Genomic DNA, 12,953 nt, shown 5'->3' with positions numbered 1-12,953 from the left:
AGCTGACAAGTCATTCTTAAAGAATGACAGTAAAGTTCTCAATCAGTGACATATAATGTCACTCACACAATCAAGTGTGCTTGGGCTTTGTCTTATTTGATAAGCAAAGTCTCTATTTTGAGTCCGGCAAAAACAAAACCTTAATTGGTTGATGATTCAACACTCAGTGGTTTTGCGACGCAGATTTCTTTTTAAGACAGTCTCGACGTAAATAAAACCTCTTGGGGTTGTATGGTTAAGTGATTAAGCGTAGACGGTGGATGCCTTGGCAGTCAGAGGCGATGAAGGACGTACTAACCTGCGAAAAGCGATGGTGAGCTGGTAAGAAGCATTTGAGCCATCGATGTCCGAATGGGGAAACCCACCTGCATAAGCAGGTATCTTAGCGTGAATACATAGCGCTAAGAGGCGAACTCGGGGAACTGAAACATCTAAGTACCCGAAGGAAAAGAAATCAATTGAGATTCCGGCAGTAGCGGCGAGCGACCCCGGAGCAGCCCTTAAGCGGCTTAGGCGTTAGGTGAACAGGTTGGAAAACCTGGCAATAAAGGGTGATAGCCCCGTAACCGACGGCGCCTTAGGCGTGAAAACGAGTAAGACGGGACACGTGATATCTTGTCTGAACATGGGGGGACCATCCTCCAAGGCTAAATACTCCTGACTGACCGATAGTGAACCAGTACCGTGAGGGAAAGGCGAAAAGAACCCCTGTGAGGGGAGTGAAATAGAACCTGAAACCGTCTACGTACAAGCAGTGGGAGCCCCATCACTAAGACACTTCATCTTAGTGAGACGCTATCACTTTGTTGATTGGGTTAACCACGCGAAGCGTGGGTCAACCACCCAATCCAGCAGAGGTGACTTAGTGATGGGGTGACCGCGTACCTTTTGTATAATGGGTCAGCGACTTAATGTAAGTAGCTAGGTTAACCGCATAGGGGAGCCGTAGGGAAACCGAGTCTTAACTGGGCGACAGTTGCTTGCATTAGACCCGAAACCGAGTGATCTAGCCATGGGCAGGTTGAAGGTTGAGTAACATCAACTGGAGGACCGAACTCACTAACGTTGAAAAGTTAGGAGATGACCTGTGGCTAGGGGTGAAAGGCCAATCAAACTCGGAGATAGCTGGTTCTCCCCGAAAGCTATTTAGGTAGCGCCTCGGACGAACACTACTGGGGGTAGAGCACTGTTAAGGCTAGGGGGTCATCCCGACTTACCAACCCTTTGCAAACTCCGAATACCAGTAAGTGCTATCCGGGAGACACACGGCGGGTGCTAACGTCCGTCGTGGAGAGGGAAACAACCCAGACCGCCAGCTAAGGTCCCCAAGTTATCGCTAAGTGGGAAACGATGTGGGAAGGCTCAGACAGCCAGGATGTTGGCTTAGAAGCAGCCATCATTTAAAGAAAGCGTAATAGCTCACTGGTCGAGTCGGCCTGCGCGGAAGATGTAACGGGGCTAAGCGATACACCGAAGCTGCGGCAATGGCTGCATCACTTAAAGCTATTGGATTGACGTTATGCGCGAAGCGCGTGGTTAATAACGTCAAAGCGTCCAACAATGGTTGAGGCGAATAAAGATAGTGGCTTTAAGGATGCAGCTATTGGGTAGGGGAGCGTTGTGTAAGCTGTTGAAGGTGTGCTGAGAGGCATGCTGGAGGTATCACAAGTGCGAATGCTGACATGAGTAACGATAAAGGGGGTGAAAAACCTCCTCGCCGGAAGACCAAGGGTTCCTGTCCAACGTTAATCGGGGCAGGGTAAGTCGGCCCCTAAGGCGAGGCCGAAAGGCGTAGTCGATGGGAAACGGGTTAATATTCCCGTACTGCTGCTTACTGCGATGGGGGGACGGAGAAGGCTAGGTGGGCCTGGCGATGGTTGTCCAGGTTCAAGTGCGTAGGCTGATTTCTTAGGCAAATCCGGGAAATCGAGGCCGAGACACGATGTCGAGCCACCAAGGTGGTGAAGTCATTGATGCCATGCTTCCGGGAAAAGCCTCTAAGCTTCAGGTAAGTAGGAACCGTACTCCAAACCGACACAGGTGGTCGGGTAGAGAATACCAAGGCGCTTGAGAGAACTCGGGTGAAGGAACTAGGCAAAATGGTACCGTAACTTCGGGAGAAGGTACGCTGCCCGCGGTGAAGTCCCTTGCGGATGGAGCTATGGGCAGTCGCAGATACCAGGTGGCTGCAACTGTTTATTAAAAACACAGCACTGTGCAAAATCGAAAGATGACGTATACGGTGTGACGCCTGCCCGGTGCCGGAAGGTTAATTGATGTGGTTATCGCAAGAGAAGCCATTGATTGAAGCCCCGGTAAACGGCGGCCGTAACTATAACGGTCCTAAGGTAGCGAAATTCCTTGTCGGGTAAGTTCCGACCTGCACGAATGGCGTAATGATGGCCACGCTGTCTCCACCCGAGACTCAGTGAAATTGAAATCGCAGTGAAGATGCTGTGTACCCGCGGCTAGACGGAAAGACCCCGTGAACCTTTACTACAGCTTGGCACTGAACATTGAGCCTACATGTGTAGGATAGGTGGGAGGCTTTGAAGCGGCGACGCCAGTTGCTGTGGAGCCATCCTTGAAATACCACCCTTGTATGTTTGATGTTCTAACTTAGCCCCATTATCTGGGGTGAGGACAGTGCCTGGTGGGTAGTTTGACTGGGGCGGTCTCCTCCCAAAGTGTAACGGAGGAGCACGAAGGTGGGCTAATCACGGTCGGACATCGTGAGGTTAGTGCAATGGCATAAGCCCGCTTAACTGCGAGAGTGACGGCTCGAGCAGGTACGAAAGTAGGTCATAGTGATCCGGTGGTTCTGAATGGAAGGGCCATCGCTCAACGGATAAAAGGTACTCCGGGGATAACAGGCTGATACCGCCCAAGAGTTCATATCGACGGCGGTGTTTGGCACCTCGATGTCGGCTCATCACATCCTGGGGCTGAAGTCGGTCCCAAGGGTATGGCTGTTCGCCATTTAAAGTGGTACGCGAGCTGGGTTTAGAACGTCGTGAGACAGTTCGGTCCCTATCTGCCGTGGGCGTTGGATGATTGAGGGGAGCTGCTCCTAGTACGAGAGGACCGGAGTGGACGAACCGCTGGTGTTCGGGTTGTGTCGCCAGACGCATTGCCCGGTAGCTAAGTTCGGCACAGATAAGCGCTGAAAGCATCTAAGCGCGAAGCTGGCCCCGAGATGAGTCATCCCTAGAGCCTCGAGCTCTCTAAAGGGTTGTTCTAGACGAGAACGTTGATAGGCAGGGTGTGTAAGCGCTGTGAGGCGTTGAGCTAACCTGTACTAATGGCCCGTGAGGCTTAACCATACAACACCCAAGAGGTTTTGGGTTGGACTTAAAATAAGCCAGTTGATTGTGGCGAGAACGAACAGCTTTCTAGATTCGTGTTTTGACTGAAAAGTGAAGACACACCAAATTTTGCTTGGCGACCATAGCGCTTTGGACCCACCTGACTCCATGCCGAACTCAGTAGTGAAACGAAGCAGCGCCGATGGTAGTGTGGGGTCTCCCCATGTGAGAGTAGGACATCGCCAGGCTTTGATTATCTAATTAGAGCTTACTGTTAGGCTTTAGTTAGTAACAATTTAATCATCAAAGCAGATATGCGTAAGACTTTGATAAGAAAATACCAAGCCCTGACCTGACGGTCGGGGCTTTTTTTTATTTATACCAAGATATCACGCGTCTCGATTCAACATCCTCATCGCATCAAACAAGATAATCTAATTAGAGCTTAGTATTAGGCTTTAGTTAGTAACAATTTAATTATCAAAGCGGATATGCGTAAGACTTTGATAAAAAACACCAAGCCCTGACCTTATGGTCGGGGCTTTTTGTCTTTGGAAGGCTAATAGGCCCTTTATGCTTTGCTTTAAACTGCCTGCCAAGTAGATATCATTTCATTTTCTACCTACCCAAGATCCAATAAAAAGCCCCGTCTTGTCGACGGGGCGTTGTCTTTTTAGCTGTGTAACCGCTCGATTATTGAATTTGACTGATTCGGCTCACACGCTCTCCTGAAATGGTACGTAGCTGTACTGGGGCACTGACATGAGGGGCGTTATCCGCATCATAGGCCTGCCAGCTTGCACCATTATCGGTTGAATACTCAATGGTGAGCCCAGGGAATGGCGAGTTCGCTTTCAATGTACCACTTTCTATCACCCCACCCGGAACCGGTAAGCGGAAGCCAACACCCTGTTGCTCAAGTTGGGGGAACCAGTAGTTCGCTAGCTGATTAGCAAAGAGGTTGTAATCCAGTTTGCGTTTGGTTTGATCCGCCTCTTGCCCGGTTTGAGTGCTTGCTTCCCACTCGGCACGGTGCCAAGCTCGCTCAGCCATGGCAAAGAGACGAGGGAAGGTCATTGATTCAAATTGGCCATCAGAGCGAATGGTTTCACTCCAAATAGATGCCTGTAAACCGAGCACATTTTCTGGACGCGTCAGAGTTTTCACGGTTGCAGCGTCTAATACCTCTTGTTTGGTAATAGGTGCACCATTACGTTTTTCATCTGCGTTAGCGTAGAGGTCATCGGGCATAAAGCTAAACGTCTTACGGGTGTCGGTAAAACGGGGTGCCCAATAATAGCCACGTTCACTTGGATCTGGCTCATAGGGATGGTCAAAATAGAGGTGTGTGGCTTGGTTATAGATAACGCCATAACCATTGTTAGCGAGGTTATAGGCGCGATCGGCAACGCCCCACTCCCAGATATTTTGCCACGCGTTGCCATAGACGTGTTCATTGGCAAGTTGTGCACGTGGATAGACGTTGTTGTTGTGCATGAGGCCATCTTCCCAACCACCGAGATCGAGCTGATGACGTTGGGTAATGTGCGAAATACGCTCGACAAAGTACTGACTCAGATCGTCGACACTGTTCACACCTGCATCGTTGTCTGCAATAAAGGACTGACAGACGGGCGACGCTTTCCAAGCACCGGCAATTTCATCACCGCCAAAGTGGAATGTATCGAGTGGCTGTATGTCTCGATGCGCATCGACGAGCGCGGCAACCACCGTATCGACAAAGCGATAACTGGATTCCATGCAAACATTCATCGCATTGTCGGTGAACATTTGCACAGAGAGGTATTGGGTGTCGTCTTCAAAGTCCGTGAGCAAATATTCCTTCGCTTTGGCTTCATCGCCTTGTGCCATGAACTTGTGATAACGCGCTTCCATCGCTTTAATGGCCGCGTGCGCGTGACCTGGCATATCCACTTCTGGAATGACGGTGATATTGAGTGCCTCTGCCTTACGCAAGATCGCTTGATAATCGTCCGTGGTGTAGTACCCATTTGATGCTTCTGTGCCGTCAGGCCCTGCGCCTAAGAAGGGCAGCACGCAGTTGGTCTCTGACAAGTCATGACAGCGTTTGCTACCGACGTCCGCCAGTTCAGGAAGGGCTGGGATCTCAATGCGCCATGCTTCATCATCACTGAGGCGTAGATGCAGTTTGTTGAGTTTCAGTGCGGCCATCTGATCGAGTAATTTAAAGATGGCTTCTTTACTACGGAAGTTTCGTGCGGCATCGACAGACAGGCCTCGGTAAGCAAAGCGGGGTGCATCAGTTAGCGATACCGCCTTGAGTGTGTCGCCGGTTTTAAGTTGCAGCAAGCTTTGCGCGGCGTATAGGGCTCCCGCTTCATCAGGGGCGTCAATCTCAATACGTTGCGGCTCAGGTTGCACATCTAAGCGATAAGCTTCATGCCACTGGTCGCTTCCATTAAGGGTGACTTTTCCCCATCCCACATGAATGACTTTTTGCTTAGTGGGTGCCCAGTCGGTGGCTGAAATGCCAAGCTGATCGGCAAGCCATTGTGCTTGTGCTTGATAGCCGTTGTCGTAGACCACGGTCCACTCGCTATCGAGAGTGACATGGCCATTTTTCTCAATGCGACTGGCCGGCGTGGGTAGCACGTGTCCTTGGGTATCGACCAAGGAAAGATCGGCATTGCGCGCATAACGCTGTTCGGCCGTGAACGGGTCATAGTGGTCAGTCAATGCGCCGCCGTAGCGCTTCCACTTTACGGGCGTGTCAAAGTCACCGACAAAGGTGAGTTCATCATCCGGCTTGGTGGGCACTTGGCCATTTTTGTGGTTACTGGTGCTGGTAATCAACGCGGTATGCGTGCCAGTTTCATCGTCGGAGGCTAAATACCAATTCGGCATAATATCGGATTTAGCCACTTGCCAGTCAGAGGCATTAAAGCCGACGACTAATTGATCACCGGGGGCGAGCGGAACAAAGCTGTCAGTAGGCTCGAGTTTGAAGAGATCGCCGTTGACGTGTGAGACTTTAAGTTGATCGGTGTCGATCGAGTTGATCATGCGGATGTGACTGAAATAAATCGTCCAGCCCGTTTTAGGTAGCGTCTGAGTACTTTGGTTAGTAAACGCCACGTTACCAGTAAATGAACGCCAGTCATCTTGCTTATTATCAAGCACTTGGTATTGGACATCGAGCCCGTTTCCGAGTGCATCAAGCTGCGAAGCAGGTATCGCCCAAGCGGTGCTACATAATGACGCGCCGATCAGGAGACCCAGTGCGGTAGGTTTGAGCATGCTATCCTCCAAACTTATTTTTTACTGTGAAAATAGTTAACAGGACATTAGAGGATAGCGCTCAATAAGCCTAGCAATCTTGTGAGTCAAAGTGTTTTTATGTCTAAAGACTCATATTTATTGATGTATGTAGGCAGTAGGTTTCGCTAGAATAGCGAGTAAGATCGCAGTAGAAATCGTTGATTCACTGCGATACGAATTAACGCGGAAGTAAGCAGCTTAACGCGATTTGGCTATCCACGAGCCGAATGCCGACAGCGACCATTTCGTCACAAGCAGATGATACCGTGCTGGGGTCAATGCCGCGACATGCTGCGAGGTTAACAATGACGTCAAAACGGCCGCGCTTTTTCAATTGGATAGCCGTGGTTTTGACGCAGTAATCGGTTGCCAAGCCACCGACAATGACGGTTTCTACGGCTTGGCTGTGTAGCCATTCAATCAAGCCCGTGCTGAGCTTCTCTTCAATATCATGAAAGCACGCACCGTAGGGGTGAAGGTCAGGCTCGATGCCTTTCCAAACCACATAGTCGTAATCGGTAACGGGAGGCAAGCCGTCGAGAGTTTCAAATCCTTTGGTGCCGGGCACAGCATGCTTGACCCAAGTAAGGTCAGCGTTTTTGTGTGGCAACGATTGAAACATGTCCGCGGGGTCGTCGACGACCCAGACCGCATTAGTAGGATGTGCATCTTTGGTCAGTATGCGTAAATCAGCCAACGCCGCCTGCTGGTTCAGAGCCGGCCCGATGGTGTCGCCCTCTGGCACAGGCAATTCATCAGGACAAAGCGGCGTGAAGGTGCATTGCGCATCCACATCAATCGCGGCAATTTTGGCTTGTTTCATTGCATCATCACCTAGAGTATCTGATTGAGTAAATGATCGGCCTTAACCCGTTTTATCCGCTTGAGCAGACGCTTGACCGGGGCGGGATAGTCTTCCATTTTTTCTATCTGTTTATAGCTGCCGACCAACTGAGTGTGTGCCAGAATCTTGTCGACTTCTTTCTGTTTCTGCGCTTCGAGTTGCTGATGCTTATCATGAATCAAGATGGCGTTTTCTAAGTCTAGCTTCCATGCGCGTGGATTCAGGTTATTACCTGTCAGCAACATGTATTGGCGATCGACCCAAATTCCCTTTAAGTGAAAACTGTTGTCATCATGTTTCCAAATATGGATGTTTAACTGGCGTTTGGCAATCGCCGCTTCGTTACGACGTGCAAAGTGGCGCAGGTTGACTTCATACAGATAGGGGAGTGCCGAAATGGTCTTAAACGGTGCCTCTGGCGGCGAGTAAAAGTCATTGGCGGTTTTATCGCCAACAATGATGCTCACCGTCACGCCTCGGCGTAGTGCACGACGAATTTCTCTGACGACACTGCGTGGCGGATTAAAATAAGGAGTGCAAATCACCAACTCTTTTTGCGCGCTCGCAATTAGGTGGCAGATATAGCGGTTGAGCTTGTTCTTACGCTTACCCAGTCCGACCATAGGGGTTAGCCCGACTTGATCCTCGCGGAGAGGCTCATCATCGTAGCGATAGCTCGCACGCTGTAGCTGGGTGCGAAACTCACGAATGCTAGGCTTAAGTGCTTTGCTATTGGGTCGGTCTGGCGAGGTGAGGCAGTTGACCGCACTATCTGCTGTCAGGGTATTAACAATAAAGTCTGCCATGGTGTCGGCGAGCGCTTTATTGTTGAGCACATGATAGCGGTCGTATCGATATCTATTATGTTGCGCTAAATAAACATCGTTTAAGCTAGCGCCGCTGTAAAGCACTGTATCATCAAACACAAAGCCTTTTAGGTGTAGGACGCCAAACACCTCTCGGTTTCTGACTGGTACGCCGAGTACCTCTATTTTATGCGGGTAACGCTCGGCATAGGCGCGATATAATCCTGCATTGCCATCAGACTGCTCAGCACCGATCAGCCCTCGTTGTGCACGATGCCAGTCGACTAATACCTTGATATCAAGATCAGGATTGGCCTGCTTCGCTTCATAAAGCGCATCAAGCACGCTACGTCCAGCCTCATCATCCTGCAGATACAAGGCGACGAGGTAAATCCTGGATTTCGCCTTTTTTATTTCACAGAGCAAGCGCTCTCTAAACGAGACGGCATCTAATAAGGTTTCGAGATTGTCTGGCTGGTGCGCAATGGTGGGCAGGCGGTCGATAAGCTGCCGGTTTGCGTTCGCTGAATCCATTGTTACCTCTTGTTGTTCGACGGCCAGAGTCGAGCGGTTTGATGCTAAACCCTGAATTATACCAGAAATTAGATCAAGTCATGGATCACTGCGCGTGGCTTTGTTGTAAATATCACGCTTTAGGTGTGTATTTCATCGCGACTAAGTCTTTACCGCTATGACAGTAGCTCTGGTATCGCGCCGCCAATTCCTCTGGCAGGGCTTGTGTGTCCACACTGCTGAAACCGTGTTGCGCGTATAAGGCGGTCAATGGTCGAAATGCCAAGCAAAAGCTTGGACGCTGCGCCAATACGGGCTGGACGGCGTCGAGCAGTTGATGGCTTAACCCGGTCCCGCGCAAGTGCGGATGCAGCAGCATGCCAGTGAGCAGTTGGTAGTCTTGACGCGGCTGAAAGCGCACCGCGCCACATAAACCGCAGGATCCATCCACCACCCAGATATGTTCATCCTTTTTCGGTTTACCCGGTGGATAGTAGGTTTTATAAAATCGCGCCACGAGAGGAAACCGTAACGGCTCGAGTGGGTGAATGTGGTAATGATCCATAGCCTAATAGATGCGCAATACGAGCAGGACAGGTAGTATACCTATCCATGATTTTTTCTGACAGCGTAATGCATTGATGAAGTGGTTATCTGATGTGTCTTTGACACCCCATCACACCTTTGGTCTCCCCGCCCACGCTCATGCGATCGTGGAAGCGCACACGGTGGAGGATTTATATGCTATTTGGCAGCACGCTGACGACCTAGCGCTTCCTAAGTTAGTGGTGGGAGAAGGTAGCAACCTGCTCTTTTGCCAAGACTTTCAGGGCGTGGTGGTGCTTAATCGCCTGAACGGTGTGTCAGTCGATGACGAGAGCGACCACTGGATATTGCACGTGGGGGCTGGAGAATCCTGGCATAACTTAGTCGCTTGGAGCATTGATAATGGTTTGCCCGGGCTGGAAAACCTCGCGCTTATTCCTGGCTGTGTCGGCGCCGCACCGATTCAAAACATTGGTGCTTATGGTGTCGAGTTTTGCGAGCGCTGCGCGTATGTCGATATCGTCAATCCATTGACTCAGCAAACCCGTCGTCTGACCCGAGATGCCTGTCAATTTGGTTATCGCGATTCGATATTTAAAACCGACGTGATGACAGGGTGGGTGATCACACAAGTGGGGTTTCGATTAGCGAAAGCGTGGCAGCCCGTGCTCAAGTATGGTGCGTTAGCGGATCTCGATCCAGAGCAGGTATCAGCGCAAACCATTTTTGAGGCGGTCTGTGCGATCCGCCAAGCCAAGCTCCCGGATCCCCGAGAGTGTGGCAATGCGGGCAGCTTTTTCAAAAACCCGGTGCTTGATGCACACCAGGCGCAAGCCTTGCAAGCCCGTTATCCCGAGATGCCCATGTACGCTGCCGGAGAGGGAAAAAAGAAGCTCGCCGCAGGCTGGCTGATTGACCAATGTGGTTTAAAAGGCAAGCAAGTGGGAGGAGCGCGTGTGCATCCTAAACAAGCCCTGGTGCTGACGAACGCTAATCAGGCAAGCAGCCAAGACGTCATTCAATTAGCCAAGCAGGTGGTCGACGACGTCAAGTCGCGGTTTGGTGTGACCTTGCACCATGAGGTGCGCTTTATGGGTGCCACGGGTGAAACCAGCTTGGAGGCACAATGAGCAGTGCACATAACGCTAGACTGACTCTTATAGACCGTTTATCTGATGGTGAATTCCACTCTGGCGAGATGCTAGGCGATGCGCTAGGCATGAGCCGAGCCGCTATCAGCAAACACATTAAAGTGTTGCAATCGTGGGGGCTGGATATTTACCGGGTGCAGGGCAAAGGCTATTGCTTATCACAACCGATAGAACTGCTGGATGACGTCTGGCTCCGTGAGCATACCGACGTGCCCGCTTTATCCGCGATCCCGGTCATTGATTCGACCAATCAGTACTTGATGGAACGTGTGGGACAACTTGCGTCAGGCAGCGTTTGCCTGGCTGAATATCAGCAGCAAGGAAGGGGTCGCCGTGGTCGCGCGTGGGAGTCGCCTTTTGGCAGTAACTTGTATTTGTCGATGTATTGGCGTTTAGATGCCGGCCCTGCGGCGGCGATGGGGCTGAGCCTGGTGGTCGGCGTGGCGATCACCAAAGCGCTCCATGAACTAGGCGCGCCAGGTGTGAAGGTGAAATGGCCCAACGATCTGTATTTTCAGGATAAAAAGCTCGCTGGCATCTTAGTGGAAATGACGGGGCAAACGGGCGATGCGGCTCACCTTGTGATTGGCATGGGGTTAAATATTGGCATGGGGGCACATTTGAATCAAAACATTGACCAGCCTTGGGCGCGTTTAGCGGAGGCCTGCCATCCCATGCCATCACGTAATACATTGGCGGCAACCTTGATTGCGCGTTTAAAAGACGCACTGATTGACTATGAGCAACATGGGCTATCGAGCATCATGGCCGACTGGCCTAAGTTGGATAACTTTATCGACCGCCCTGTTAAACTACTGATGGGCGATCGAGAAGTCCGTGGTATTGAGCGCGGTATCGATGAACACGGTGCCTTATTGCTTGACGTTGAGGGTGACATCACGCCTTATTTGGGTGGAGAGATCTCTCTAAGACGCGATGACTAATCCTGCTCTCGCAAGCACTATTTGCGCACACGGATATGTTGAACGGAGTGGTTGGCACCTTTTTCTAAGATTAAGCTGGCGCGCTCACGGGTCGGTAGAATGTTCTCCGATAAGTTTTTCCCGTTAATCTCATCCCAGATGGTCGCGGCTTTTTGAGTGGCTTCGTCCACCGATAACCGCGTGTAGTGATGAAAGTAGGCTTGTGGGTCGAGAAAGGCACCTCGGCGGAATTTCATAAAGCGCTCGATATACCAATGCTTTAGCAAGTCTGGTTCGGCGTCGACATAGATAGAAAAGTCGAGAAAGTCGGAAATAAACACATGATGGGGGTCGTGCGGGTAATCCATACCACTTTGCAGCACATTGAGCCCTTCGAGGATCAAGATGTCGGGTTTCTCTACGTTTTGCACGTCAGAGGTGATGTCGTAAACCAGGTGAGAATAAATCGGCGCGGTGACACAGTCTTTTCCTGATTTGACGTCAGCCACAAACTCAACCAGTTTGCGCATGTCATAAGATTGCGGAAACCCTTTCTTATGCATGATGCCACGCGACTCAAGTTCGGCGTTTGGATACAAAAAGCCATCCGTAGTGACCAGCGCCACTTTGGGATGGTCAGGCCATCGTGTCAGCAAGGCTTTTAAAAGGCGTGCGGTGGTACTTTTCCCCACGGCGACGCTGCCCGCGATGCCAATAACATAAGGCACATGATTTGATACCGGTTGGGATAAAAACTCGTCTAGCACTTCCGTCCGGCTTTTGCGCGCTTTTACATAGAGATTAAGCAGCCGGGATAAAGGAAGATAAATATCGCGCACCTCATCCATCGACAAATGCTCGTTAAGGCCGCGCAAGCGGTCAATGTCATCTTCTGTGAGCGTCATGGGCACTGCATCCCTCAGTTCAGCCCATTGTTGACGCTCGAACGACAAATAAGGCGTTAGCGTTGCATTCATGATCCATGTGCCTTAAGCCAGTAAAGAGGGTGACGATACCGCAAACGACAGGGAAGGAAAAGCGCCGACGATCGGCGTTAAGTGAACCGGTTGGTTATTTTCGCAACAATCACGCGAGAAAATACGCAAAAGACGAAAAAATCACCCATTTTTTTAAAATTCCCTATTGCACCCCTCAAATCCATGGCATAGAATGCGCAGCACTTGTCGCCGGCTTAGCTCAGTTGGTAGAGCAACTGACTTGTAATCAGTAGGTCGCCAGTTCGATTCCGGCAGCCGGCACCAAAATTTAGGTGGAATTCCCGAGCGGTCAAAGGGATCAGACTGTAAATCTGACGGCTCAGCCTTCGAAGGTTCGAATCCTTCTTCCACCACCATTTTCAAATTGTTTGAATAGCTCTACGAGTAACGATTGCGGGCATCGTATAATGGCTATTACCTCAGCCTTCCAAGCTGATGATGCGGGTTCGATTCCCGCTGCCCGCTCCACTCTTTTTAGAGTGCTGATATAGCTCAGTCGGTAGAGCGCACCCTTGGTAAGGGTGAGGTCGGCAGTTCAAATCTGCCTATCAGCACCATCCTCTCCAA

The 12,953-nt window shown here is 50.7% G+C and carries 7 protein-coding genes, 4 tRNA genes and 2 rRNA genes; 8 read left to right on the top strand and 5 right to left on the bottom strand.

Annotated features, from left to right (window positions below; translation table 11 throughout):
• Positions 1–233 precede the first annotated feature (233 nt).
• A 23S ribosomal RNA gene (locus tag FCN78_RS12370) occupies positions 234–3,323 on the top strand.
• 114 nt (positions 3,324–3,437) lie between these two features.
• Positions 3,438–3,553: ribosomal RNA gene (gene rrf / locus FCN78_RS12365) — 5S ribosomal RNA — on the top strand.
• A 445-nt stretch (positions 3,554–3,998) separates the two neighbouring features.
• Here rrf and FCN78_RS12360 read toward each other — a convergent pair.
• The 4 genes from FCN78_RS12360 to FCN78_RS12345 form a co-directional block, all read right to left on the bottom strand.
• Positions 3,999–6,584, bottom strand: a complete 2,586-nt coding sequence (locus FCN78_RS12360; RefSeq protein WP_077659799.1) for a family 20 glycosylhydrolase — start codon at positions 6,582–6,584, stop codon at positions 3,999–4,001.
• A gap of 199 nt (positions 6,585–6,783) precedes the next feature.
• Positions 6,784–7,428 (bottom strand): nicotinamidase, encoded by a 645-nt coding sequence (locus FCN78_RS12355; RefSeq protein ID WP_077459613.1) that lies wholly within the window; start codon positions 7,426–7,428, stop codon positions 6,784–6,786.
• 11 nt (positions 7,429–7,439) lie between these two features.
• On the bottom strand, positions 7,440–8,789 hold the full coding sequence (gene pssA / locus FCN78_RS12350; protein WP_069362665.1) for a CDP-diacylglycerol--serine O-phosphatidyltransferase: 1,350 nt from the start codon (positions 8,787–8,789) through the stop codon (positions 7,440–7,442).
• Between the two features lie 112 nt (positions 8,790–8,901).
• Complete coding sequence (locus FCN78_RS12345; protein ID WP_327293501.1) at positions 8,902–9,285, bottom strand: GNAT family N-acetyltransferase; 384 nt, start codon at positions 9,283–9,285, stop codon at positions 8,902–8,904.
• Positions 9,286–9,409: 124 nt separating this feature from the next.
• Between FCN78_RS12345 and murB the strand changes: the two genes are divergently transcribed.
• The gene (gene murB / locus FCN78_RS12340; RefSeq protein ID WP_069362663.1) at positions 9,410–10,444 is read left to right on the top strand and encodes a UDP-N-acetylmuramate dehydrogenase; all 1,035 of its coding nucleotides are present in this window, start codon (positions 9,410–9,412) and stop codon (positions 10,442–10,444) included.
• Positions 10,441–11,409, top strand: a complete 969-nt coding sequence (gene birA, locus FCN78_RS12335) for a bifunctional biotin--[acetyl-CoA-carboxylase] ligase/biotin operon repressor BirA (protein ID WP_077650260.1) — start codon at positions 10,441–10,443, stop codon at positions 11,407–11,409. Before murB ends, birA begins: the two co-directional genes overlap by 4 nt.
• A gap of 17 nt (positions 11,410–11,426) precedes the next feature.
• Here the strand turns inward: birA and coaA are convergent, their stop codons facing one another.
• The gene (coaA, locus tag FCN78_RS12330; RefSeq protein ID WP_069362661.1) at positions 11,427–12,365 is read right to left on the bottom strand and encodes a type I pantothenate kinase; all 939 of its coding nucleotides are present in this window, start codon (positions 12,363–12,365) and stop codon (positions 11,427–11,429) included.
• Positions 12,366–12,574: 209 nt separating this feature from the next.
• Between coaA and FCN78_RS12325 the strand changes: the two genes are divergently transcribed.
• The 4 genes from FCN78_RS12325 to FCN78_RS12310 all read left to right on the top strand — a co-directional run bounded on the left by FCN78_RS12325 (position 12,575) and on the right by FCN78_RS12310 (position 12,943).
• Positions 12,575–12,650 (top strand) — tRNA-Thr (locus FCN78_RS12325).
• Positions 12,651–12,657: 7 nt separating this feature from the next.
• Positions 12,658–12,742, top strand: a tRNA-Tyr gene (locus tag FCN78_RS12320).
• A gap of 37 nt (positions 12,743–12,779) precedes the next feature.
• Positions 12,780–12,854 (top strand) — tRNA-Gly (locus FCN78_RS12315).
• Between the two features lie 13 nt (positions 12,855–12,867).
• A tRNA-Thr gene (locus FCN78_RS12310) sits at positions 12,868–12,943 on the top strand.
• Positions 12,944–12,953: the final 10 nt, after the last annotated feature.

This window comes from Salinivibrio kushneri (assembly GCF_005280275.1).
In the GTDB taxonomy this organism is placed as follows: domain Bacteria; phylum Pseudomonadota; class Gammaproteobacteria; order Enterobacterales; family Vibrionaceae; genus Salinivibrio; species Salinivibrio kushneri.
The sequence above is the reverse complement of the archived record's forward strand: the minus strand, read 5'-3'. Positions and strand labels throughout refer to the sequence as shown.